This is a genomic window from Thiomonas sp. FB-6 (genome assembly GCF_000377645.1).
GTDB lineage: Bacteria > Pseudomonadota > Gammaproteobacteria > Burkholderiales > Burkholderiaceae_C > Thiomonas_A.
Genome location: NZ_KB898492.1, coordinates 21,435 through 43,237, shown reverse-complemented (window position 1 = coordinate 43,237; position 21,803 = coordinate 21,435). Strand labels below are relative to the sequence as shown.

At 72.4% G+C, this 21,803-nt stretch carries 23 protein-coding genes; 8 read left to right on the top strand and 15 right to left on the bottom strand.

Annotated elements, in window-relative coordinates:
- The 3 genes from D466_RS0114490 (at position 1) to D466_RS0114480 (ending at position 2,252) form a co-directional block, all read left to right on the top strand.
- On the top strand, positions 1-495 hold the full coding sequence (locus D466_RS0114490; protein WP_156004332.1) for an SCP2 domain-containing protein: 495 nt from the start codon (positions 1-3) through the stop codon (positions 493-495).
- Positions 492-1,334: a hydroxyethylthiazole kinase gene (thiM, locus tag D466_RS0114485; protein WP_018914429.1), complete on the top strand. Its 843-nt coding sequence runs from the start codon at positions 492-494 to the stop codon at positions 1,332-1,334. Before D466_RS0114490 ends, thiM begins: the two co-directional genes overlap by 4 nt.
- Positions 1,335-1,463: 129 nt before the next feature.
- Complete coding sequence (locus tag D466_RS0114480; RefSeq protein ID WP_018914428.1) at positions 1,464-2,252, top strand: NAD(P)-dependent oxidoreductase; 789 nt, start codon at positions 1,464-1,466, stop codon at positions 2,250-2,252.
- Between the two features lie 10 nt (positions 2,253-2,262).
- Here the strand turns inward: D466_RS0114480 and D466_RS22910 are convergent, their stop codons facing one another.
- Positions 2,263-2,871, bottom strand: a complete 609-nt coding sequence (locus D466_RS22910) for a hypothetical protein (RefSeq protein WP_196803489.1) — start codon at positions 2,869-2,871, stop codon at positions 2,263-2,265.
- 67 nt (positions 2,872-2,938) lie between these two features.
- A complete protein-coding gene (locus tag D466_RS0114470) occupies positions 2,939-3,841 on the bottom strand; it encodes a LysR family transcriptional regulator (RefSeq protein WP_018914426.1) in 903 nt (300 codons plus the stop codon).
- A gap of 97 nt (positions 3,842-3,938) precedes the next feature.
- Here D466_RS0114470 and D466_RS0114465 point away from each other — a divergent pair, with 97 nt between their 5' ends.
- On the top strand, positions 3,939-4,823 hold the full coding sequence (locus tag D466_RS0114465) for an aldo/keto reductase family oxidoreductase (protein ID WP_018914425.1): 885 nt from the start codon (positions 3,939-3,941) through the stop codon (positions 4,821-4,823).
- Between the two features lie 9 nt (positions 4,824-4,832).
- On the opposite strand, the gene D466_RS0114460 is transcribed toward D466_RS0114465, so the two are convergent.
- From D466_RS0114460 to D466_RS0114415, 10 genes are all read right to left on the bottom strand, one after another.
- A complete protein-coding gene (locus D466_RS0114460) occupies positions 4,833-5,609 on the bottom strand; it encodes an OmpW family protein (RefSeq protein ID WP_018914424.1) in 777 nt (258 codons plus the stop codon).
- A 48-nt stretch (positions 5,610-5,657) separates the two neighbouring features.
- Positions 5,658-6,890, bottom strand: a complete 1,233-nt coding sequence (locus D466_RS0114455; protein WP_018914423.1) for an SGNH/GDSL hydrolase family protein — start codon at positions 6,888-6,890, stop codon at positions 5,658-5,660.
- Positions 6,891-7,171: 281 nt separating this feature from the next.
- Positions 7,172-7,462 carry a DUF1330 domain-containing protein gene (locus tag D466_RS0114450; RefSeq protein ID WP_018914422.1) on the bottom strand — a complete coding sequence of 97 codons (291 nt, stop codon included), beginning with the start codon at positions 7,460-7,462 and terminating at the stop codon, positions 7,172-7,174.
- An 83-nt stretch (positions 7,463-7,545) separates the two neighbouring features.
- Positions 7,546-8,307, bottom strand: coding sequence for an SDR family oxidoreductase (locus D466_RS0114445; protein WP_018914421.1), 762 nt, complete (start codon positions 8,305-8,307; stop codon positions 7,546-7,548).
- A 25-nt stretch (positions 8,308-8,332) separates the two neighbouring features.
- Entirely contained in the window at positions 8,333-8,893 is a 561-nt protein-coding gene (locus D466_RS0114440) for a DUF3833 domain-containing protein (RefSeq protein ID WP_018914420.1), read from the bottom strand.
- Positions 8,890-10,242 carry an MFS transporter gene (locus D466_RS0114435; RefSeq protein WP_018914419.1) on the bottom strand — a complete coding sequence of 451 codons (1,353 nt, stop codon included), beginning with the start codon at positions 10,240-10,242 and terminating at the stop codon, positions 8,890-8,892. Before D466_RS0114435 ends, D466_RS0114440 begins: the two co-directional genes overlap by 4 nt.
- Entirely contained in the window at positions 10,239-10,808 is a 570-nt protein-coding gene (locus tag D466_RS0114430) for a chalcone isomerase family protein (protein ID WP_018914418.1), read from the bottom strand. Before D466_RS0114430 ends, D466_RS0114435 begins: the two co-directional genes overlap by 4 nt.
- 16 nt (positions 10,809-10,824) lie before the next feature.
- Positions 10,825-12,018 (bottom strand): class I SAM-dependent methyltransferase, encoded by a 1,194-nt coding sequence (locus D466_RS0114425; RefSeq protein WP_018914417.1) that lies wholly within the window; start codon positions 12,016-12,018, stop codon positions 10,825-10,827.
- A gap of 77 nt (positions 12,019-12,095) precedes the next feature.
- On the bottom strand, positions 12,096-12,869 hold the full coding sequence (locus D466_RS0114420; protein ID WP_018914416.1) for a DUF1365 domain-containing protein: 774 nt from the start codon (positions 12,867-12,869) through the stop codon (positions 12,096-12,098).
- A gap of 34 nt (positions 12,870-12,903) precedes the next feature.
- Positions 12,904-14,280 (bottom strand): NAD(P)/FAD-dependent oxidoreductase, encoded by a 1,377-nt coding sequence (locus D466_RS0114415; protein WP_018914415.1) that lies wholly within the window; start codon positions 14,278-14,280, stop codon positions 12,904-12,906.
- Between the two features lie 253 nt (positions 14,281-14,533).
- Between D466_RS0114415 and D466_RS21870 the strand changes: the two genes are divergently transcribed.
- Together D466_RS21870 and D466_RS21865 are read left to right on the top strand one after the other, a co-directional pair.
- Entirely contained in the window at positions 14,534-15,334 is an 801-nt protein-coding gene (locus D466_RS21870; protein ID WP_018914414.1) for a hypothetical protein, read from the top strand.
- A 56-nt stretch (positions 15,335-15,390) separates the two neighbouring features.
- The gene (locus D466_RS21865; protein WP_018914413.1) at positions 15,391-17,487 is read left to right on the top strand and encodes a bifunctional diguanylate cyclase/phosphodiesterase; all 2,097 of its coding nucleotides are present in this window, start codon (positions 15,391-15,393) and stop codon (positions 17,485-17,487) included.
- Here D466_RS21865 and D466_RS0114400 read toward each other — a convergent pair.
- Positions 17,484-17,891: a winged helix-turn-helix domain-containing protein gene (locus D466_RS0114400; RefSeq protein WP_051083764.1), complete on the bottom strand. Its 408-nt coding sequence runs from the start codon at positions 17,889-17,891 to the stop codon at positions 17,484-17,486. The genes D466_RS21865 and D466_RS0114400 overlap by 4 nt on opposite strands.
- Positions 17,892-18,028: 137 nt before the next feature.
- On the opposite strand from D466_RS0114400, the gene D466_RS0114395 reads away from it, so the two are divergent.
- Entirely contained in the window at positions 18,029-18,304 is a 276-nt protein-coding gene (locus D466_RS0114395; RefSeq protein WP_018914411.1) for a hypothetical protein, read from the top strand.
- Here D466_RS0114395 and guaD read toward each other — a convergent pair.
- Both guaD and D466_RS0114385 read right to left on the bottom strand, forming a co-directional pair.
- On the bottom strand, positions 18,286-19,650 hold the full coding sequence (gene guaD, locus D466_RS0114390; RefSeq protein ID WP_231385740.1) for a guanine deaminase: 1,365 nt from the start codon (positions 19,648-19,650) through the stop codon (positions 18,286-18,288). The two genes, D466_RS0114395 and guaD, sit on opposite strands and share 19 nt — an antisense overlap.
- On the bottom strand, positions 19,647-20,945 hold the full coding sequence (locus D466_RS0114385) for an NCS2 family permease (protein ID WP_018914409.1): 1,299 nt from the start codon (positions 20,943-20,945) through the stop codon (positions 19,647-19,649). The genes guaD and D466_RS0114385 overlap by 4 nt, the downstream gene beginning before the upstream one ends.
- A gap of 175 nt (positions 20,946-21,120) precedes the next feature.
- Between D466_RS0114385 and D466_RS0114380 the strand changes: the two genes are divergently transcribed.
- Positions 21,121-21,801 (top strand): CoxG family protein, encoded by a 681-nt coding sequence (locus tag D466_RS0114380; protein WP_018914408.1) that lies wholly within the window; start codon positions 21,121-21,123, stop codon positions 21,799-21,801.
- Positions 21,802-21,803: the final 2 nt, after the last annotated feature.

Sequence of the window (21,803 nt, the reverse complement as noted above, 5' to 3'; positions counted from 1 at the left end):
ATGACGACCAGAACCCTGCATGAAACCTCGAGCAGCGAGCCCGCGCAGGGCTGGCTGGACGCCTGCGTGCTCGGGCTTGCACGGCTGGCCGCGGGCGCACCGCCCGGCCTGCGAGGCCTCGTGCGCTCGCTGCCGCTGCAGCCCCCGTCCGTCGTGCTGGCGCGGGTGCTCGACCGCGTGCTGCTGCCGCGCCTGGACCAGGCCACGCGCGCGGCGCTGAGCGGGCGCGTGGTGGAGCTGGAGGTGCGGGACCTCGGGCTGCGTGCGCGCCTGCTGCTGGACGCGCGGGGTTTCCGGCCGGCGCAGGGCGCTCCCGCACTGTGCATACGCGGCGCCGCGCAGGCGCTGTGGCGCCTGGTGCGCGGCCACGACGACGCCGACCGCCTGTTCTTCGAGCGGGCGCTGGTGATGGAGGGCGACACCGAGTTCGGGCTGCTGCTGAAAAACACCCTCGACGCCCTCGGGCCGCTGGGCGGCGCGGGGGGCCCGCGGTGAGCGGGCACGCCGCCGCCCCGGTCGGGGCCGCCGAACTCTGGCAGGACGCCTGCTCGGTGCGCGAGGCCATTCCCCTGGTGCACAACGTGACCAACCTGGTGGTCATGCAGTTCAGCGCGAACATGCTGCTGGCGCTCGGTGCCGCACCGGTCATGGCGCACGCCGAGGAGGAAGTCGAGGAGATGGCCGCGCTGGCCGGCGCGCTGGTGCTGAATATCGGCACCCTGTCCCCGCCCTGGGTGCGGGCGATGCGCCTGGCCGCGCGCGGCGCGCGCGCACACGGCAGGCCGGTGGTGCTGGACCCGGTGGGAGCCGGAGCCACCAGCTACCGCAACCGCGCGGTGGCCGAGTTGTTCGGCGACGCCTACCCCGACATCGTGCGCGGCAACGCCTCGGAAATCATGAGCGTGGCCGGACAGGCGCCGGGAACCCGCGGCGTCGACAGCGCGGCGGGCTCGGACGAGGCCCTGCCCGCGGCATGCAAGCTGGCCGGGCTGACGCGCGGCGTGGTGTGCATTTCCGGCGCGCGCGACCATGTCGTGGCCGCCGACGGCCGCCACGCCGTGCTCTCCAACGGCCACCCGTGGATGAGCCGGGTGACCGGCGTGGGCTGCTCGGCCAGCGCCCTGGTGGGCGCCTTCGCCGCGGTGCAGCCGGACCCGTGGCGAGCCACGCTGGCCGCCATGGCCTGGCTGGGCGTGGCCGGCGAATGCGCGGCCGAGCGCACCCTCGGGACGGGCGGGGGCCTGGGCAGTTTTCAGGTGGCCTTGCTGGATGCCGTGCACCTGCTCGACCGCGAGACCTTCGAGCAAAGGCTGCGGCTGACGCTGTCGGCCTGACGCTGTCGGCCTGACGGTGCCGGCCGGCTTCCGGCGCTCGGGGGCCGCCCTGGCGGGCCTTGGGGGCTTGCGGCGCCGCCGGGGCTAGGATGCCGCTCTGTCTGGAACCGCGAACCGGAGAGCGCGCCCATGGAACTCGAATGGAACGCACGCCTGGCCGTCACCGGCGCTGCCGGCGCACTGGGCACGGTGCTGCGCGCCGAGCTCGCGCGCGCGGGCATCGACACCCTCAGCCTCGACCTGCGCGAGCCCGCGCTGCTGCATGCGAACGAGACCTTCCTGCGCTGCGACCTCGCCGATGCGCAGGCCACGCTTCGAGCGCTGCAGGGGGTGGAGGCCGTGGTGCACCTGGGAGGAATTTCCACCACCGCGCCTTTCGGCGCGGTCCTGTCGGCCAACATCTGCGGCAGTTTCCACGTGTTCGAGGCCGCGCGCCTGCAGGGCATGCGCCGCGTGGTCTACGCGAGCTCGAACCACGTCACCGGCTACTACGCGGCCTCGGACAAGGTCCGCCCCGACATGCCGCACCGGCCGGACTCCTTCTACGGCCTGTCCAAGGCCTTCGGCGAGGACCTGGCCCAGTTGTATTGGGACAAGTACGGCGTCGAATCGGTGGGGCTGCGCATCGGCTCGTGCTTCGAGCGCCCCCGCGACCGGCGCATGCTGCGCACCTGGCTGAGCCACCGGGACTTCGTGCGCCTGGTCGGCTGCGCGCTGCGGGCGCCGCGGGTCGGCCACACCGTGGCCTACGGAGTCTCGGACAATCCCGGCAGCTACTGGGAGGCCGATCCCGCCGGGGTCCTCGGGTTCAAGCCGCTGGACTCCGCCACGGAGCACGCCGGCCCGCTCGCGGACGGCGAGCCGGAGCCGCCGCTGCAGGGAGGGCGTTTCGTCGACGTCGACGAAACCTCCCTTTAAGCCCAGGCACTCAGTCGCCGTAGCGGTGCCCCCGCTGCGGCCGCGGCTGCTCCGCCACGTACCTGCGGTAGGCGGCGATCCAGTCGTGGCTGATGTCGTACTGCGCCTGCGCCAGCGGGATGCGCCCGCCGCACACCAGGCGGTGCAGGCGGTTTTCCAGGCGGTCCTTGGCGTAGCTGCCCCAGCCGCCGATCACGTGGTGCGGCTCGGGCCACAGGTTGCGCGGCGAGTCGGGCGAGCCGCCGAGTTCCAGGCTGATCAGGTGATCCTCCTCGTAGTCGCGCAGGCGGTGGTCCGCGTAGGCGTAGGCGCGGATGCCCTCGCGCTTGAGCCGTTCGGTGTAACCCTCCGCCGGGCGGATGCCCCGTGTGAACCCGGCGACGCAGATGCTCGAGCGGATGTTGGCCTGGGTCACCCGCGGGTTCAGGGCGCCGGGCGTGAGCTCGGGGTTCGGCTCGGCACTCGCGGCGGGAAAGACGACCCCGTAGCGGCCCTGCGCGTCCGCCACTCCGCCGGCATCGCCCTCGCGGCGATGCGCCAGCGCTGGCGGTGCCGTCAGCGCGGCGAGCAGCATCGGGACGGCAATGGCACGGCGGGAAACAAGGATTCGGCCTGGCATGGGAAGGGCTCGCGGCTGCGGCAACTGGATTCGGGCCCCGCATGCTATCGGCAGCCCGGCGGCGACGCTACCAGCGCCGGGTCTTGACGAAGTCGACCAGGGCGCGCAGCGCGGGCGGCAGCTGGCGCTGGCCGGGGTAGTACAGGAAGGGGCCGGTGAAACTCGGCCACCAGGGCTGCAGCACCGGCTCGAGCTCGCCGCGCTCGAAATACGGGGCCAGCCAGTCCTCGAACAAATACACGATGCCCACGCCCGAAACCGCCGCGTCCACCGCCAGGTCGGTGGCGGCGCCGATGCCCACGAGCAACGGACCCTGCGGATCCAGGCGCAGCACCTCGCCGTCGCGCGCGAACTCCCAGGGTGGCATGGCGCCGCTGGAAAAGCGCCCGCGCAGGCAGGCGTGGCGCATCAGGTCGCGCGGATGCCGGGGGCGCCCGGCGCGCCGCAGATAGGCCGTCGAGGCCGCGGCCGCGAAACGCTGGCGGGCCGGGCCGATGGGCACGGCCACCATGTCCTGCTCCAGGCGCTCGTCGTAGCGGATGCCGGCGTCGCAGCCCTCGGCCAGGATGTCCACGAAACGATCCTCGGCGCGGATCTCCAGGCGGATCTGGGGATAGGCGGCGAGAAACTCCGGCAGCAGGCGCGGCAGCACCAGGCGCACCGCGGCCACCGGCACGTTGAGTCGCAGCGTGCCGGCAGGCCGGTCGCGCGAGGCGTGCGCCTGCTCCAGCGCGCTGCCGATCTGCTCCAGCGCGGGTGCGAGGCGGCCCAGCAGCTGCCGCCCCGCCTCGGTGGGCGCCACGCTGCGGGTGCTGCGGTTCAACAGCCGCACCCCCAGCTGGGCCTCGAGCCTGCGCACGGCCTCGCTCAGGCTGGAGGCGCTGGTGCCGCGCGCGCGGGCGGCGTCGCGGAACCCGCCGGCGCGTGCCACCGCGGCGAATGCGGAGAGATCGTCGAGTCGGGGCTCCATTGTTCGGCATTCCGTACAGGCCGTGCATCGTAGTACGGCTAGTCGAACAAGCAAATGGCTTCTAGAGTTTCTCCAGGCTCAACCTGGAACCCTCACCATGAACCCATCGACCCCGAATTCCGATTCCCTCCGTTACCGCCTGGGCAGCCGCGAGGTGCGCCGCATGGGCTACGGCGCCATGCAACTGGCCGGCCCGGCTGTCTACGGTCCGCCCGCGGACCCGCAAGCGGCGATCGCCCTGCTGCGCGAGGCGGTCGCGGCCGGCGTGGACCATATCGACACCAGCGACTTCTACGGCCCGCACGTCACCAACCAGCTGATCCGCGAAGCCTTGCATCCCTACGCGCAGTCGCTGACCCTGGTCACCAAGATCGGCGCGCGCCGCGGGCTCGGAGGCTCCTGGAATCCGGCCTTTTCCGCGGAGGAACTGCGCAGCGCGGTCCACGACAACCTGCGCAACCTCGGCGTGGAGCGCCTGGAGGTGGTCAACCTGCGCCTGATGTTCGACACGCACGACCCGGCCGAGGGGCCGATCGAGCAGCCGCTGGGAACCCTGGAGCAGCTTCGCCGCGAAGGCCTGGTGCGTCACATCGGCCTGAGCAACGCCACGCCCGCGCAGGTGCGCCTGGCCCGCTCCATGACCGATCTGGCCTGCGTGCAGAACCACTACAACCTGGCCCACCGAGACGACGATGCACTGATCGACGAGCTGGCCGGGGCCGGCATCGCCTACGTGCCCTATTTCCCGCTGGGGGGCTTCACGCCGCTGCAGTCGACGACCTTGTCGGAAGTCGCGGGGGAACTCGGCGCCACGCCGATGCAGGTGGCGCTGGCCTGGCTGTTGCAACGCTCGCCCAACATCCTGCTGATCCCAGGCACGGCCTCCGCCGCGCATCTGCGCGACAACCTGGCGGCCGAGAGCTTGCGCCTGGACGCCGCCAGCGTGCGCCGGCTGGACGCCATCGCGTCCGCCGGGGCCTGATCCGGAGGATCAGAAGCTGTAGCCCACCGCCAGGGTGTAGATCACCGGGTGGAAGTTGATGTCCGTGCTGGACTGCGAGGTCACGATGCGCGGGGAGACCGCCGCGGGCGAATAGGAGGTCACGGTCAGCGTGCTCTTGACGTCCGCGATGGCCACCGTGCCGACCAGCGACCAATGCTGGTCGATGTGGTAGCTCAGGCCCACGTGCGCGGCCGGGCCCCACGAGTCCGACAGGCTCAGCTCGGTCGGGCCCAGCGCGTTGGTCAGGGGCGTCAGCGCCTTGGTGTTGGCGAAGCGCGTGTAATTCAGGCCGAGGCCGACGAAGGGGTCCCAGCGCGAGCGGGTGCTCATCGGGTGCCAGTTCAGGAACACGGTCGGCGACAGCACGTCCGCGTCGGCGATGCGCGTGCCCGGGGGGATACCCAGCAACGCCCAGTTCGCGCCCTTGGCGTCGGTGTGCACGGTGGGCGGCGCGCCCAGCGCCAGTTCCACGCTCCAGCGGTCGCTGAAGTTGTGCACCAGGCCCAGGCCCAGCGTGGTGGCGTTGCCGATGTCCAGGTTCAGCCCGGGCGGCGTGTTCAGGCCGTGCAGGTCGCCCAGCGAGGCGTGGTTCTGCAGCGCGGCCACGCCGGCGTAGATGGTGTTGGTGCCGGCTCCGCCGAGGGTATCGGCATGGGCGCAGGCACCCCCGAAGGCCGCGGCGGCGGCGAGCAGCGAGGCGGCGGCGGTGCGCCGGCCCGGCAATGAACCGCGCGCGCCGGCGCGTTCAGAATGTTGGCGGATCATGCGGGGTGTCTCCAGGAAGATGGGAGCGCGAACGGGACCATGCGGGCCTCAGGACACCCAGCCGAAGCTTCGCAGCTCCGCCAGGGTGGCGTTGGCGATGACCTGGTATCCCGCCGGCGTCGGGTGCACGGCGTCGGCGAACAGCCAGCTTCCCAGGTTCGACGTGCTCGCGCCATAGGCCGTCGCGGGGGTGTTCACATTGCACAGCAGCGAGGTGTTGTTCACGTGGCTCAGGTCGCACCACGGCGTGGTCACGTTGGTGAAGCCGAAGCTCGCGGGGCTGGCGACCTCCTGGTTGAGCAGCGCGAAGCCGTCGATCATCTTCACCGGCTGGCCCTGCAGGTCGTTCAGCAGGCGCTGGTTGAACACCTGCACCAGGTTGGACAGCAGGTAACAGGCGGTCTGCGGGTTCTTGTTGTCGCAGGTGGTGCCGCCGGCCAGGCTCTGGCCGAAGGGGCTGAGCGAGGAGTCCGGCAAGGTGTAGACCACGACGTAGCGCCCGCCGTTGCCGAGGATGCTCTTGACCACGCCGGCCAGCTGGTCGGCGGCCACGGCCACCGTCGCCTGCGCCTGCGCCACCGCGGTGGACTGCGCCACGCCCTGGCTCTCGGCGGTCTGCACCCCGCTGAGCGCGGTGAAGATGTCGTTGTTGCCGGCCAGCACCGAGACCAGCTGCGAGCTGTTGAAGGAGCCGAACTCACCCAGGTAGTTCTGCAACTGCTGGGTCACCGGGTAGGTCAGCGCGCCGGTGCTGTGGCCGATGCCGTCAGAGTTGGCCACCATGGAGCCGCCCTGGGCGAAGTCGGTGCAGTTCTTCGGGCTGCCGGAGGGCGCCGTGTTGAAGGCGCAGGTGGCGCTCGACAGCGTGGTGGTGGTGCCGGTCGGGGTGAGGTAGGCGGTGACGCCGCTGGTGGTGTAGCCGACCACGTTGGGCGCGAGGCTCAGGCCCAGGTTTTGCGCCAGCACGCCGGTCCAGTTGCCGGTGCTCGCGCCGTTGACGGTGAACTGCCCGCCGGCCGAGTACGGCAGGGTGCCGAGGAAGGGTACCGAGGCGTAGACGCCGACCGCGGCCAGCGTGTAGGCGCCGTCGTCCGACAGGCTGTCGCCGAACACGACGAAATTGTTGAAGCCGCTGCTGGGCCCCGCGCTCGGCGCGGTGCTCGCCGCGTTGACGCTGGCCACCGTGGACAGCGTCGGTGCGCTCGGATTGCTGCCGCCGCCGCAACCGGCCATCAGCAGCGCGGCGCCTGCGGCAACCGCGAAGGTAAGTCCCCTGTTCATTGACATTTCTCCGTGGGAGAAGCAGTAGCGCCCGAAAAAAGAAACGATCGTTCGTTCCAATCCTGATCTGGATGCGACTCTACGCTTGGGGGCCGCGTTGCCATAAGTCGGGTTTTCCCGCGTGCGCGCGACCGTCCCCTTGGAGCGGGACCGCCAGCCTCGCGTACGCTGCGTGTGCCGTGTAGGCGCAGGGTATCAGCGCTCCCCGCCGCTGTGCCCTGCCTGCCGCGTATTTCCGACAGGCGGGTCCGGTCACCGGGCCTCGGGGGCCGGGGGCCGGCTCACACGCCCTCGACGATCACCACGGTGCGCCGCGCCGCGCGCCTGCTGATGCCCAGCACCTGCTGGTACTCCGGGGACTCGTAGAAGCCGCGCGCCTTGTCCATCGAGGGGAAGCGCACGACCACCAGGCGCGCCGGGCTCCACAGCTCGGACTCCTCGAGCACCATGTCGCCTCCGCGCACGATGTATTCGCCGCCATGCTGCTCGGCCAGGGCCTTGGCCTTGCGCTTGTATTCCTCGTAGGCCTCGGGGTCGGTCAACTGGGTATCGGCGATCAGGTAGGCGGGCATCGGGCGTCTCGTCAGCGGTCGGAGGGCGCGCCGTGCGCCGGCGCAACGGCGACTATAGGCCCGCCCGGCCCCCCAACCCGCACTCACATTCCCGTGAAACGCCGCACCGCGCGGAAGTACAGGCGGTCGGGCAGCAAGCGCAGCAGCCGCAGCCACAGCGTGAAGCGGCGGGGGAAGTGCAGCTCGAAGCGCCCCTGCTCCCAGCCGCGCAGCATGCGCGCGGCCGCCTGTTCGGGGCGCAGCAGCCCGGGCATCGCGAAGTCATTGCCCGACGTCAGGGGCGTTTCGACGAAGCCCGGATTGACCACGCTGACGCCAAGGCCCGCGGGACGCAGGTCCAGGTACAGGACCTGCGCCAGGTTGATCAGCGCGGCCTTGGTCGGCCCGTAGGCCAGGGCCTGCGGCAGGCCGCGCCAGCCGGCCACGCTGGACACCAGGCTCAGGTGCCCGCTGCCCTGCTCGAGCAGCAGCGGCAGCACCGCGTTCAGGAATCGCAGCGCGCCGCGGTAGTTGATCTCGTCGTGGGCCAGCGCCGCATCCAGGTCGAAGCGGGTGGCGCGCTGGGGGGCGTAGGTGCCGGCGCAATACACGACCAGGTCGAGGCCCCCGAATTGCGCGCGCAGCTGCCCGGCCGCGGCCTCCAGGGCCTGCGCGTCGCGCACGTCCAGCGGCAGCGCCCATGCGCCGCGCACCGCCGCCAGCCCGGCGGCGCTGCGGGCCGAGACGGCCACGCGCGCGCCGCGGGCGATCAGCTCGCGCGCCAGCGCCGCGCCGATGCCGCTGGAGGCGCCGACGATCCACACGCGCTGGGCGGCCCAGTCGCGAATCGCGGGGTTGCAGGCCATGGGTACTCCGGACAGGGCCAGGCCCTCAGGGCTTGTGAAAGGCGATGAAAATGCTGGCGACCCGTATGCCGAACTTGCTCATCTCGGTGCGGTTGAGCAGCACCTGTTCGTTCATCAGGTACATCCAGTCGTCCATGTGCATGTCGTAGGTGTGCGTGCCGACCGGAAGCGCCAGCGTGTATTGCCAGTGGAAGGCGTTGCCCTCGGCATAGCCTGCGGCCGTGCCCACCACGTCGCCGGCGCTTCCCTCGTAGCGCCGCTGCGGCCCCTCGCCGGGCAGGCGGCGCAGATGCCAGATCCGCTCGGAGCGGGTGCCGTCGCTGTACAGGAAATGCTCGGTCAGCGTGCCCTCGCCGCCCTTCCACTCGCCCACCATGTCGACGTGGAAGCGCTTGATGACCTTGCCCGAGCGGTTGAACACGACGCCGTCGGCGCTGAGCGGGCCGTTGAAATACTGCTCCAGCGCCAGTTCCGGTTTCTCGCTCCGATAGTCGGCCGGGGTGACGCTCGCGCAGCCGGCCAGCATGCCGGCGGCCAGCAGGGTGCCCGCGGCCAGGCGCAGGGGCTTGTACCAGGGAATCATCATGCCTCTCTCCTCGTCGAGTCCAACAGAAAACCGGGGTCGCTCGCGGCCGGACGCATCCACCCGCGCCACAGCATCCACCCCGACAGGATCTTCAGCGCGCAGGGCAGCAGCGCATAGGCCACCACCAGCGCCGGAAGCGCGCCCTGCGCGGGGGTGCCGGGGCGGTAGCCCATGGCGCCGAGCAGGGGCAGCGCGACGCCCGCGGCCAGCGCCAGCGTGAACTTGGCGGCCAGGTTCCACAGCCCGAAGTACGCGCCTTCGAGCCGGCCGCCGTGGCCGAGGCTGCGGATCAGTCCGGCCAGCAGCGCGGGAGGCACGATGAGGTCCGAGCCCAGCGCCAGGCCGCAGGCCGCGCACAGCACGGCGTAGGCCTCGCTCTGCCCGGGCCGCAGGGCGGCCGCCCAGGCAAAGCTGCAGACGGTGAGTGCGATGCCGAACAGCCAGGTCGGCGCCGCGCCGAAGCGCCGCACCCCGTGCAGCCACAGGGGCACGCCGGCGGCGGCGGCGGCGAAATACAACAACAGGTAGGCCCCGGCCCACTGCGGCGCCCCGATGCGGTCGCGCACGAAGAACAACACCAGCGTGGCCGGGATCGAGGCGGCCACGCCGCTGGTGACAAAGGTGGCGAGCAGGCCGCGGAAGGCCCGGTGGCGCAGCGGCTCGACGACGGCGCGCAGGCCGCCCGGGATGGAGGCGAATGCGGATGCTCGCGGCGCGAACAGGCGCGGCAGCTCGACGCCGCGCAGCAGCACCAGCGCCGCGCCCAGGCTCAGTGCGAAGCCCAGTGTGAACACGCTCGCGCCGCCCAGCTGGGTCGCCGCTGCCGCCGCCAGCACCCCTGCCAGCCCCAGGGACTCGCGCCAGGCGAACACACGCGTGCGGGCCGCCTCGCCCTGCCCCAGCGCGGCGCCCCAGGCCTGGTGGGCGACCGTGGCCGCCGTGCCGCCGGCCTGCGCCAGCCACAAGGCGGCGGCGAAGGCGGCGATGAAACCGGCCCCGCCGGCCGCGTAGGGCAACCAGGCCGGAAGCCTCATCAGCACGGCGAAGCCAGCCAGCGAAACCAGGCTGGCCGCGGCGATGAGGCCCCAGGCGCGGCGGCGCGCGAGCATGCGATCGGCCAGGCGGCCGAGGGCCGGATCCACCAGGGCGTCGGCCAGACGGGTGCCCAGCAGCAGCGCCCCGAGCAGACCCAGGGGCACGCGGTATTCGACCCCGTAATAGGCGGGCAGGAACACGTACAGCGGCAGCGCGACGAAGCTCAACGCGAACTGCAGCGCGCCATAGCGCGCCAGTTGCACGCCCGATGGCTCGCCCGATGGCTCGCCCGCATCGCGCGCCACGGCCTTCATCGCGAGCGCTCCACGCCGGCCAGCAAGGCCTGTCGCAGCGCCGGCTCGCTGCTGCGCGGCGACAGCCAGATGGCGAAGAAGGCCTCGGCGAAGTCCCGCCCGCCGATGCTGCCGATGGCGCGCCCGTTGAACACGAAGCGGGTGCGCGCGCCACCCGGCGCGTCGGGCAGGTACAGGCCCACCAGCGTGTCGCCGTCGCGCACGTCGGGGAACAGCGCGCGCATGCGCTCGCGCCAGGCCTGGCGCTGCGCCGCGCTGCCCAGGCCCAGGCGCGCGATCAGTTCGGCGGACTTGTCGGCGATGTCCGCGCCGCGCAGGCTGCGCGCATAGCGCAGCTCCAGCGCGAAGGCCTGCGCTCCAAGATGCGCCGGGTCCAGCCCCCGCGGACCCACCCACAACCAGGCGCGGTAGATGTCCAGCCCCCACCAGCGCAACTCCGCGCTGCCGCTCAGCCTCGCAGCGGCGAGCGCGCTGTCCACGCAGGCGGGAGGGCGCGGCACGGCCGCGTCGCCGCGGCAGGGCGCCAGCGCGCCGGCCAGCCAGGCGGCGCAGGCCCGCAGCGCCATGCGCCGCGCCGGCGCCTCAGGCCGGACGGCGCAACGTGAACTGGATGACGTCGATGCTGCCATCGGCGAAGCCGGCCTCGCAATAGGCCAGGTAGAAGTCCCACAACCGTTCGAAGCGGCGGTCGAAGCCCTGTTCGCGCACCGCCGCGAGCCGGCCCAGGAAACGCTCGCGCCACAGCGCCAGGGTGCTGGCGTAGTCGGCGCCGAAAGCGTGGCTGTGCAGCAGTTCCAGGCCCGCCTTGCGCGCCTGTTCGACGAAGGCGCCGCGGCTGGGGAGCATGCCGCCCGGGAACACGTAGCGCTGGATGAAATCGGTGCCGCGGCGGTAGGCGGGGAACAGCGCGTCGTCGATGACGATGGACTGGATGCAGGCGCGCCCGCCGGGACGCAGCAGGGAGAACACGCTGCGGAAATAGGCCGGCCAGTAGGCTTCCCCCACGGCCTCGAACATCTCGATGGAGGCCAGCGCGTCGAATCCGCCCTGCGGCGCCAGGCGCTGGGCGTCGCGGTAGTCGCACAGGTGCACGCGGGCGCGCTGCTCCAGTCCGGCCTCCTGCAGGCGTGCGCGCGCGAACTCCAGCTGCGCCTGGGACAGCGTGATGCCGTCGAGCTGCAGCCCGGCACGCGCCGCGGTCTCGGCGAAGCCGCCCCAGCCGCAGCCCAGCTCGACCACGCGCTGGCCGGGGCTGGCGTCCAGTTCGCCCAGCACGCGGTCGAGCTTGGCCTGCTGCGCCCGCTCCAGGCTCATGCCAGGCTGCGTGAACAGCGCCGACGAATAGTTCATGCCCGGATCCAGCCACAGGCGGTAGAAGTCGTTGCCGAGGTCGTAGTGGGCGTGGATGTTGTCGCGGCTGCCGCGCCGGGTGTTGCGCCGCAGCAGCAGGTGGCGCAGCCGCGCCAGCAGGGTGCCCAGCGGACTGCCGTGAAGCCCGCGCTCCAGCGCCGCGCGGTTGGCCAGCAGCAGGCCGAGCAGGGCCGGCAGGTCGCTGGTGCTCCACTGGCCGTGGAAATAGGCCTCCGCCAGGCCGATGTCGCCCCGCCGCAGCACGGCGCCGAACACCGACCAGTCCTGCACCTGCACCCAGGCCAGGGGCTGGTCGCGCTCGCCGCTGCCCAGGGAAAGCGTGCTGCGGTCGGGCAACTGGAGCTCCAGGCGTCCGTAGCGCAGTTTGCGCAACATGGCCAGCACGCTGCGCGCCGCCAGCGGCATGCGCGCAGGACCGGCTCGGTGAACAGGCGCGGCACCACGGGGCACGGCGCCGGCGGCAGGGGAGTCGGAGCGTGAATTCATCGGGTCAGGGGGTCTCGGGAGGCCTCGGGCCGGGAAAAGAAAGGCACGCGCTTGCGCCAGAGGCCCAACGCCTGCCAGTGGATGCGCGCGATGACCCCGAAGCTGTGCAGGGGGTGGGCGAGCAGCGCGCGCCGCGCGGAGCGCCTCGTCAGAGGCTGCAGCGCGCCGGCGACGCTGGTGCGCAGCAGCGGGCCCAGCGCGTCGTCGTGGTCCACGCGGGCCACCACGCGCTCGGCGCCGTCGCGCGTGCAACGCAGGAAGCGGAAGCGATAGCCGCCCTCGACGCGGCAGAAGGGCGAGACATGCAGGGCCTTGTCGGCGCGCAGTTCCTCACCCCAGGCCACGCCGCGGCCGGCGCCGGGCTTGAGCACGTAGCAGTGCCGGTCGCCGAAGGTGTTGTTCACCTCCGCCACCACGGCGGCCAGCGAGCCGTCGGCACGGTGGCAATACCAGAAGCTCACCGGCTTGAACACGTAGCCCAGCACGCGGGCGAAGGTCTGCAGCCAGATCTCGCCCTGCGCATCGTGCACGCCCTGCTCGCGCAGCAGGCGCTCGACCCAGGCCAGGCTATCGGCGCCGCCGTCGCCGTGGTCGGCATCGTGGAAGCTGAGCCAGCCCGCGCGGTTGCGCGCGATCGCCAGCGTGGCCTCGCCGCGCGCCAGCGCGCGCATCGGGAGCATGAGAAAGAACACCCGGTAGGCGAAGGCGTGGCGCGCCGGGCGCAGGCGCGCGTGGTGCACCACGCCGCGACCGATCAGCGCCGCGGGCATCGCCCCTCCCCGTCGCGGAGCCTGCGGCACGCGCTCACGCCGCCACCTCCACGCGATCGCCGAGCCGGCCCTGCGCGTGCGCGCGTCGCTGCTCCAGCCAGGCCTGCGCCGCCGCGCGCCCGGCACGCAGGCCGTCCTCGTGGAAACCATGGCCGCACCAGGCGCCGCAGAAGTAGCTGCGGCGTCGGCCCTGCAGTTGCGGCACCCGCGCCTGCGCCGCGATGGCGGGGGCGTCGAACACCGGGTGGGCGTAGTGCATTTCCTGCAGCACCTGCGCGGGATCGGGCTCGCGCAGCGGATTCAGCGAGACCAGCAGCGGCCGCGCGAAAGGCACGGGCTGCAGGCGGTTGATCAGGTAGTGCAGGCACACCGGCGCGGACCCGCCGTCGGCCGGCAGGCCCGGCGCATCCGGGGCCGCGGCGCTTTCGAAATTCCAGGCCGCCCAGGCCCGGTGCCGGCGTGGCAGCAGCGCCGCGTCGGTGTGCAGCAGCGCGCGGTTGGACTGGTAGCGCACGGCGCCGAGCACCTCGCGCTCGGTATCGTCCGCATCGGCCAGCAGCGCCAGCGCCTGGTCGCTGTGGCAGGCCAGCACGACGTGGTCGAACCATTCCGTGCCGCCGTCGGTCGCCACTTCCACGCCGACGTCGTGGCGCTTGACCATGCGTACCGGGCAATTCAGGCGCGCGTCGGGCAGGCGCTCCACGATGCGCTGCACGTAGCGCCTCGCGCCGCCGCGCACGGTGTACCACTGCGGCCGGTCCTCCACTTGCAGCAGCCCGTGGTTGTGGCAGAAGCGCACGATCGAGGCCAGCGGGAACTCCAGCATGCGCCGCGCCGGGCAGGACCAGATGCAGGCGAGCATGGGCAACAGGTAGTCCTGCGCGAAGGCCTCGCCGTACCCCCCCTGGCGCAGGAACTCGCCCACGCTGCGGTGCTCGCCAGCCAGGCCCGCCAGCACCAGCGCCGTGGCCTCGCGGTTGAAGCGCAGGATGTCGCGCAGCATGCCCCAGAAGCGCGGGCGCAGCAGGTTGGCGCGTTGCGCGAACACGGTGTCCAGGCTCGAGCCGCTCCATTCCAGGCGCCTGCCCGCGGCCAGCGGGCGCTGCACCGAAAAGGACATGTCGGACTTCGCCAGTTCCACGCCGAGTTCGGCGAACAGCCCGAGCAGGCCCGGGTAGGTGCGCTCGTTGAGCACCAGGAAGCCGGTGTCCACCGGGTAGCTGATGCCGTCCACCGTGGCGTCCACCGTGTGCACGTGGCCGCCGAAGTGGGTGCCCGCCTCGAACAGGCTCAGGCGCGCGTGCTCCTTCAGCGCCCAGGCGGCGGCCAGTCCGGCGATGCCGCTGCCGACGATGGCCACCCGGGGCGGCGGCTCGCCGTGGTCGCGGCGCGGGGGGGTCAGGCTCAACATGGTTGCGGTCGTGGAAGAGGTTTCGCGGGGTTCCTGCCTTAGCTACGCTGCGCGCGCCGCAACGGATTCAGGTTTCGGTACGGAGGTTCCGATCGGCGCCATTGTCGCATGTTTGTCCAAGACAGTTATGGACGTCCGCCATGATTCAGGCAAATCTACCAGCTTTGTCATGGACAGCATGCCGACTTGCGGCGCAGATGAATCGCGCGCCTCGCGCCGCCCGGCCCACGAAGGCCTAGACTGCGGGTTCACCATGAGCCTGCTGCTGTTCAAGATCGCCGTCACGCCGCTGCTGGTCCTGGGCGCGACCCTGCTGCAACGGCGCTTCGGGGGATCCATCGGCGGGCTGCTGACCGGGCTGCCGCTGACGTCGGCGCCGCTCTCGGTGTTCCTGGCCGTGCAGAACGGAGCGGACTTCGCATCCCACGCCGCCGTGGGCACGCTGCTGGGCCTGACCGGCACGGCCGGCTTCTGCGCCACCTATGCGCGGGCCGCGCGCGGGCGCCGCTGGGCGCCGGCGCTGATGCTGGCCAGCCTGGCCAGCGGCGCCTTGTTCGTGCTGCTGGCGCACCTGCCGCAACGACCCGTCATGGCCGCCGCGATGGTGTTCCCCGCGCTGGTGGCGCTGGCCCTGCTGGCAGGCCGGCAGGGCCCGATCCTGCAGACGGCGCACCCCTGGTGGGATCTGCCGGCGCGCATGGCCTTCGCGCTCGCCGTGGTGCTGGGCATCACCGCGGCCTCGCTGCACCTGGGCCCCACCTGGAGCGGCCTGCTGGCGGCGCTGCCCGTGCTGTCGGCGACCATGGGAGGCTTCACCCACCGGCAGGCCGGCCCCGAGGCGGCGCGCGCGCTGCTGCGGGGCATCATCGTCGGTTGCCTGGGGGCCGCCACCTTCAACCTGGTGGTGGCGCTGTGGCTGCAGCGTGGCGGCATGGCCGCCGCCTACGGCGTGGCCATGCTGGGCGCCCTGGGCGCCGCGGTGCTGGGCCACGTGGCCTTCGCCTCGGGCGGCGGGGCCGTCAACTTGCTGCGCGGGGTATCCCGGCGCGCTTGATTGCGGGTATCCTGGGCACAGCGCATCACCGCGCCACGGAACGGGAGCTTCGTGCCATGGACGTGCAACCACGAGGCCGCGCCTGTCTGTTCGAGGCCATCGTCGCATCGCATGACGACGCGATGGTCAGCCTCACGCCGGACGGCCTGGTCAGCAGCTGGAATCGCGCCGCGGAGCTTCTGTTCGGGCATTCGCCGGGGCAGGCGCTGGGGCAGCCGATCGACGCGCTGCTGGTGCAGCACAACCCGCCACCGCTGCTGGGCCGGGAGTCCGATGCCGCGCAGGCCCTGAGTTGCCCGGCGCTGCTGCGCGACGCGGCCGGCACGCTGATCTCGGCGCTGGTGACCCGGCGCCCGCTGCACGATCCCCGGATGGGCGCGGTGGGCACGCTGGTCACCGTGCATCCGCTGCGCCAGGCCCTGTCGCAGGCGCAGGGGCCGGGGACCAGGGTACAGCCGATCAACGTCTACGAGTCCCTGGTCGAGTCCACCGACGACGCCATCATCACCAAGACCCTGGGCGGCATCGTGCTGAGCTGGAACCCGGGCGCGCAGCGCATCTTCGGCTTCAGCGCGGCCGAGATGATCGGCGAGCCGATCACCAAGCTGATCCCGGTGGAGCGCGTGCACGAGGAGGAGACGATCCTGCAGCGCATCGCCGCCGGCGAGCGCGTGGAGCACTTCGAGACCGTGCGCGTGCACCGGGACGGCCATCTGGTGAACGTGTCGGTGACCATCTCGCCGCTGCGCGACGGGGCCGGGCGCATCGTCGGCGCCTCCAAGATCGCGCGCGACATCGGCGAGCGCATCCGGGCCGCGCAGACCATCTGGCGCCAGGCCAACCAGGACGCGCTGACCGGGCTTCCCAATCGCCATGCCTTCGGCCAGCGGCTGCGCCTGGACGTGCAGCGCGCGCAACGCGACCGCATCGCCTTCGCGCTGCTGTACGTGGATCTGGACCATTTCAAGGCGGTCAACGACTCGCTGGGGCACGAGGCCGGCGATGCCCTTCTGAGCTTGGTGTCCGAGCGCATGCGCTCGGTGCTGCGCGCCTCCGACGTGCTGGCCCGCCTGGGCGGCGACGAGTTCAGCGCGCTGCTGCCGGCCCCGGCCGATGCGCAAACGGCACGCCGGGTCGGCGCCAAGCTGCTCGATGCGCTGGCGGCCCCCTTCGAGATCCAGGGCCACGCGGTGCACATTTCCGCCAGCGTCGGCTTCTCGGTGTTTCCCCACGACGCGGCCGGCCCGGAGGATCTGTTGCGCTGCGCCGATCTGGCCATGTACGAGGCCAAGCACGGCGGCCGCAACCGCACCGTGGCCTACGAGACGCCGATGGATCAGCGCGCGCGCGGGCGCCTGGTGCTGGCCGGCGACCTGCGCCGCGCCTCGCAATTGGGCGAGATGTTCCTGCTGTACCAGCCGGTGGTGAGCATCGCCGACCGCACGCTGGCCAAGTTCGAGGCCCTGCTGCGCTGGAGGCACCCGGCCTTCGGCGTGGTGCCGCCGGCGCGCTTCATCGCGCTGGCCGAGGAAAGCGGGCTGATCGTGGAACTCGGCGAGTGGGTGTTCCGCAGCGCGGCGCAGCAGGCGCTGCGCTGGCGGGCGCCGGATGGCGGCGGGCCGCAGATCAGCTTCAACGTCTCGCCGGTGCAACTGGCCGCCGAGCTCGACCCCACGCAGGGCTGGGTCGACTACCTCGAACGCATCGGGCTGGCGCCGCAGCGCCTGGTGATGGAGGTGACGGAGACGGTGATCCTCGACGAATCCCCGCGCATCGCGCAGCGCCTGCGGGAGCTGCGCGCGCGGGGCCTGCAGATCGCGGTGGACGACTTCGGCACCGGCCATTCCAACCTCGCCTCGCTCAGCCGCGTGGAGGTGGACTACCTGAAGATCGACCAGTCGCTGGTGCGCAAGCTCCCCGGCGATACGCGCAAGCACGCGATCTGCGAGGCCATCGTCGCGATGTCGCATCGCCTGGGCATCGGCGTCATCGCCGAGGGCGTCGAGACGGAGGAGGAACTGGCCCGCGTGCGCGACATCGGCTGCGAATTCGCGCAGGGCTACCTGTATGCGCGCCCGCTGGACGTGCAAGCCGCCACCCAATGGGTGGTGGAGGACCGCGCGCGCCCGGCCCCCGCGGATCCGGGCTCCTAGCGCGTACCCAGCAGGGCGGTCAGCGCGTCGATGTCGCCGCGGCAGGCGCGCGCCGCGGTGTGCTCGATGCGCCGGTACAGGCGCACCAGTTCCAGCCCGGTCTCGGTCAGGCGGCTGCCGCCGCCCTGCGCGCCGCCATGCACCGACTCCACCACCGGGGCGCGCAGGCAGCGGTTGAGCTCGTCGAGCAGCATCCACGCGCGCCGGTAGGACATGTCCAGGCTGCGCGCGGCCGCGGTGATCGAGCCCGCGTCGCGCACCGCTTCCAGCAGTTCGATGCGCCCGGGCCCGACGGCGATGCGCGCGCCCTGGGTCAGGCGCAGCCGGAAGCGCGCCACGGGGGCCGGGTCCGCCGCGACCGGGGTCGCGGGGCTTGGGGATTCGCGGTCTGCGGGCTGGCTCATGCGCAAGGAAGGGTGCGAAGGCGGCCGCGCATGGCCGCGCAGCCCACAGCATAGGCCCGGCCGGCCGGGCGCCCGCGCGGCACGCTGCAGGGCCGGCCGTTCCCCCCCACAATGAGGGCCTCGCCCGGCCGCGAACGATGGCCCCCGCTCCCTTGCCGCCCACCTCGCCCGTCTCCCCTGCCGCTCCGGGATCCTCCGCCTCCCCCGAGCGCTCGGTCTGGCGCATCCCCGGCTTCACGCGTTTCTGGCTGGCGCGCGTGGCGCTCACCGGGGCCTACCAGATGCTCAGCATGGCCGTGCAGGCGATCGCGGCGGCGCTGCTGCTCGCCGCCGCGCAGGGCTGGGGGCTGCAGCCCGGGCGCGCGCTGATCCTGAGCCTGTCGGCGCTGGCGCGCTACGACGGCCTGTGCTGAACCCGCCGGCCGGCCACGTACACAGCGGCCACGTTGCGCTCGTCGGCCATGTGAAGCCAGGCGTACAGGCGTTCGTGCAGGCTGCGCGCGAGCCCCAGGCGGTGTTCCTGCAGTTCGCCGGCGGCCCAGCGCCAGGCCACCACGTCGGCCCAGGCACCGGGCTCGAAATGCCCGAGCTCCGGCTCGAGTTCCAGCGCCGCGGCGGCGCCGCGGGTGAGCGCGTACAAGGCGCGCCAGGCGCTCAGGCGCGTACCCTGCAGCGCCAGCACCTTGCAGGCCTCGGCCGCGCTGCGCAGCTGGCACAGGCTGGTGCCCGCCCCCACGTCGCTGGCCACGGCCACGCGCACGCCGGCGGCGTCGGCGCGCGCCCAGTCGAACAGGCCGCTGCCCAGGAACAGGTTGGACGACGGCGAGAAGGCCAGCGTGCTGCCGCGCTCGGCGAGCAGGGCGCGGTCGGCGTCGTCCAGCCAGATGCCGTGCGCCAGCACGCTGCGCCGGCCCAGCAGCCCGAAGCCGGCGTATACGTCCAGGTAGCTGCGGCTGGCCGGGTACAGCTCGCGCACCCAGCGCAGCTCGTCGCGGTTCTCCGCCACATGGGTCTGCAGGTAGGGCGCGCCGGCGCGGGGATGCTCGATGCGCAGCAGGCGCGCGCACATGCGCAGCTGCTCGTCGCTGCAGGCCGGCGCGAAGCGCGGGGTCAGCGCGTAGCGCAGGCGCTCGCGTCCGTGCCAGGATTCGATCAGCGCCACGCAGTCGCGCTCGGCCTGCGTCACCTCGTCGCGCAGGGCCTCGGGGACGTTGCGGTCCATCAGCACCTTGCCGCTGACCAGGCACATGCCCTGCTCCCGCGCGGCCTCGAACAGGGCGTCGACGCCGTGGCGATGCACGGTGGGGAAGACCATCGCGCTGGTGGTGCCGTGCGCCAGCAACTGGCGCACGAAGCGCCCGGCCCCGCGGCGGGCGTGTTCCGCATCCGCCCAGCGCGCCTCGGCCGGGTAGGTGAAGTCGTCCAGCCAGCGCAGCAGCCCGTCGCCCCAGGCGCCGATCACGTCGAGCTGCGGCGCGTGCACGTGCAGGTCGATGAAGCCGGGCAACAGCAGGTGCCCGCGCCAGTCCTCGCGGGGCCAGCTCGGGTCGGGAGGCGCATCCGCCGCTCGCAGCTCCACGACGCGCCCGCCCTCGGCCAACAGCCAGCCGTCGGGCTCGAAATGGACGCAAGGCGGCGCCTCGGCCGCCGCGCCGGGGTCGGCGCGCAGGTGAAGCACGTCGCCGCGCAAGGCGACGCGCTCACGCCCCGGCGCGGCCGCGGGCGCGATCGCAGGGGCGGAGGCTTCGCGCGGACTCAATCGGCAGGGAACAGCACGAAACGCAGCACGAACAGCGCCGCCACCACCCACAGCGCCGGGTGCACCTCGCGCGCGCGCCCGGTGAACAGCTTGAGCGCCGCATAGGCGATGAAGCCGAAGGCCAGGCCGTTGGCGATCGAGTAGGTGAAGGGCATGACCAGCGCGGCCAGCGCCGAGGGCACCGCCTCGGTGACGTCGCTCCAGTCGATTTCCAGCAGTTCGCGCATCATCAGCCCGGCCACGTACAGCAAGGCCGGCGCCGTGGCCCAGGGCGGCACCACGGCGGCCAGCGGGGCGAAGAACAGCGCGGCCAGGAACAGCACGCCCACGGTCAGCGCGGTCAGGCCCGTGCGCCCGCCCGCCTGCACGCCCGAGGCGCTCTCGATGTAGGCGGTGGTGCTACTGGTGCCCAGCAGCGAACCGGAGAAGATCGCCAGGCTGTCGGCGAACAGCGCCCTGCCCAGGCCTTCCTCGCGCCCGCCGTCGAGCAGGCCGGCCTTGCGCGCCAGCCCGGTCAGGGTGCCGGTGGCGTCGAAGATCTCCACCAGCACGAACACCAGGATGATGTGGAAAAAGCCCCCGCGCAGCGCCCCGGGGATGTCCAGCCTGAACAGGGTCGGGGAAATGCTCGGCGGGGCCGACACGATGCCCTGGAAGTGGGTCAGGCCCAGCAGCATGCTGGCCGCGGTCACGGCGAGGATGCCGATGAGGATCGCCCCGCGCAGCCGGAAGTAGTCCAGCACGGCGATCAGCAGGAATCCCAGCGCCGCCAGCAGCACCGGCAGGCTGTGCAGGTCGCCCAGCCCGACCTTGGTGGCCGGGTTGGCCACGACGATGCCCGCGCCCGACAGCGCGATGATGGCCAGGAACATGCCGATGCCGGCGGCGATGGCGCTGCGCAGGGACTTCGGGATGCCCTCCACCAGCCAGCGTCGCACCCCGGTGATGGTCAGCGCGACGAACACGCAGCCCGAGATGAACACCGCGCCCAGCGCCTGCTCCCAGGTGAAGCCCATGCCCTTGACCACGGTGAAGGCGAAGAAGGCGTTGAGCCCCATGCCCGGCGCCAGGCCGACGGGCCAGTTGGCGACGAAGGCCATGATGAAGGTGCCCAGCGCCGCCGCCAGGCAGGTCGCGACGAACACGGCGTTGTGGTCCATCCCCGTCGTGGACAGGATCGACGGGTTGACGAAGATGATGTACGACATGGTCAGGAAGGTCGTCACGCCGGCCATGACCTCGGTGCGCACGTCGGTTCCGTGCTCCCCCAGCTTGAACAGGGATTGCAGACTCATTCTTGTTCTCCTCCGGTTTCGCGGGCGATGAGTAGCCTAGCAGGCTGCGAAATCGACGGATCCGATGCACACTTGCTCCCGGGCAGGTAATCTTGGGCCCGTCATCGCGTGTTGTCCGCGCGCCGCGGGCCCTGCCGGCCCTCGACGGCGCCCACTTTCCGGTTCCGAAACGATCATGGAAGTCACCATCGACAAGCGTTACCCCCTGCAGGTGGACCCCGAGCGCGCATGGGGCCTGCTCAGCGACATCCGCGCGGTGGCCGGCTGCATGCCGGGTGCGCAGATCACCGAGCAGAACTCGGACACCAGCTACCAGGGTCTGATGAAGGTGAAGGTGGGCCCTGCGCAGGCCCAGTTCGGCGGCACCGTGGACGTGCTCGAACTCGACCCGGGCGCGCGCCGCCTGGCCCTGCGCGGCAAGGGGGCCGACAAGGGCGGCTCCTCCGCGTCCATGGAACTGCACGCGGTGCTCGAGCCCAGCGCCGACGCCCCGGGCCAATCGACACTGCACGGCCAGGCGCGGGTGGAGGTCACTGGCAAGTTCGCGCAGTTCGGCTCCCGCATGATGGTGCAGGTCTCGGAGCTGCTGCTGGGCCAGTTCGTCGCCAACTTCCAGAAGGCGGCGCAGCAACTGGCGGCGGCCTCGGAGGCCTCGGCGGCGGCGCCGGCATCCGCTGCAACCCCCGCAACTCCCGCGACCGCTGCCGCGGGCGCCGCGCCGCCCGGCGCCCCGCCCTCCGCGTCCGCGCCGGGCTCCGCACCGCGGGCCTCGGCCGGCGAGCTCAACGGCCTGGCCATCCTGTGGGCCCTGCTCAAGTCCTGGTTCGCCGGCCTGTTCGGCCGACGCGGCCGCTAGCG

Excerpts from the sequence above, each read along its gene's own strand:
- D466_RS0114490 (WP_156004332.1), top strand. The coding sequence starts at position 1 with ATGACGACCAGAACCCTGCATGAAACCTCGAGCAGCGAGCCCGCGCAG.
- D466_RS0114480 (WP_018914428.1), top strand. The coding sequence starts at position 1,464 with ATGGAACTCGAATGGAACGCACGCCTGGCCGTCACCGGCGCTGCCGGC.
- D466_RS22910 (WP_196803489.1), bottom strand. The coding sequence starts at position 2,871 with ATGCCAGGCCGAATCCTTGTTTCCCGCCGTGCCATTGCCGTCCCGATG.
- D466_RS0114470 (WP_018914426.1), bottom strand. The coding sequence starts at position 3,841 with ATGGAGCCCCGACTCGACGATCTCTCCGCATTCGCCGCGGTGGCACGC.
- D466_RS0114465 (WP_018914425.1), top strand. The coding sequence starts at position 3,939 with ATGAACCCATCGACCCCGAATTCCGATTCCCTCCGTTACCGCCTGGGC.
- D466_RS0114460 (WP_018914424.1), bottom strand. The coding sequence starts at position 5,609 with ATGATCCGCCAACATTCTGAACGCGCCGGCGCGCGCGGTTCATTGCCG.
- D466_RS0114455 (WP_018914423.1), bottom strand. The coding sequence starts at position 6,890 with ATGAACAGGGGACTTACCTTCGCGGTTGCCGCAGGCGCCGCGCTGCTG.
- D466_RS0114450 (WP_018914422.1), bottom strand. The coding sequence starts at position 7,462 with ATGCCCGCCTACCTGATCGCCGATACCCAGTTGACCGACCCCGAGGCC.
- D466_RS0114445 (WP_018914421.1), bottom strand. The coding sequence starts at position 8,307 with ATGGCCTGCAACCCCGCGATTCGCGACTGGGCCGCCCAGCGCGTGTGG.
- D466_RS0114440 (WP_018914420.1), bottom strand. The coding sequence starts at position 8,893 with ATGATGATTCCCTGGTACAAGCCCCTGCGCCTGGCCGCGGGCACCCTG.
- D466_RS0114435 (WP_018914419.1), bottom strand. The coding sequence starts at position 10,242 with ATGAAGGCCGTGGCGCGCGATGCGGGCGAGCCATCGGGCGAGCCATCG.
- D466_RS0114430 (WP_018914418.1), bottom strand. The coding sequence starts at position 10,808 with ATGGCGCTGCGGGCCTGCGCCGCCTGGCTGGCCGGCGCGCTGGCGCCC.
- D466_RS0114425 (WP_018914417.1), bottom strand. The coding sequence starts at position 12,018 with ATGCCGCTGGCGGCGCGCAGCGTGCTGGCCATGTTGCGCAAACTGCGC.
- D466_RS0114420 (WP_018914416.1), bottom strand. The coding sequence starts at position 12,869 with ATGCCCGCGGCGCTGATCGGTCGCGGCGTGGTGCACCACGCGCGCCTG.
- D466_RS0114415 (WP_018914415.1), bottom strand. The coding sequence starts at position 14,280 with ATGTTGAGCCTGACCCCCCCGCGCCGCGACCACGGCGAGCCGCCGCCC.
- D466_RS21870 (WP_018914414.1), top strand. The coding sequence starts at position 14,534 with ATGAGCCTGCTGCTGTTCAAGATCGCCGTCACGCCGCTGCTGGTCCTG.
- D466_RS21865 (WP_018914413.1), top strand. The coding sequence starts at position 15,391 with ATGGACGTGCAACCACGAGGCCGCGCCTGTCTGTTCGAGGCCATCGTC.
- D466_RS0114400 (WP_051083764.1), bottom strand. The coding sequence starts at position 17,891 with ATGAGCCAGCCCGCAGACCGCGAATCCCCAAGCCCCGCGACCCCGGTC.
- D466_RS0114395 (WP_018914411.1), top strand. The coding sequence starts at position 18,029 with ATGGCCCCCGCTCCCTTGCCGCCCACCTCGCCCGTCTCCCCTGCCGCT.
- D466_RS0114385 (WP_018914409.1), bottom strand. The coding sequence starts at position 20,945 with ATGAGTCTGCAATCCCTGTTCAAGCTGGGGGAGCACGGAACCGACGTG.
- D466_RS0114380 (WP_018914408.1), top strand. The coding sequence starts at position 21,121 with ATGGAAGTCACCATCGACAAGCGTTACCCCCTGCAGGTGGACCCCGAG.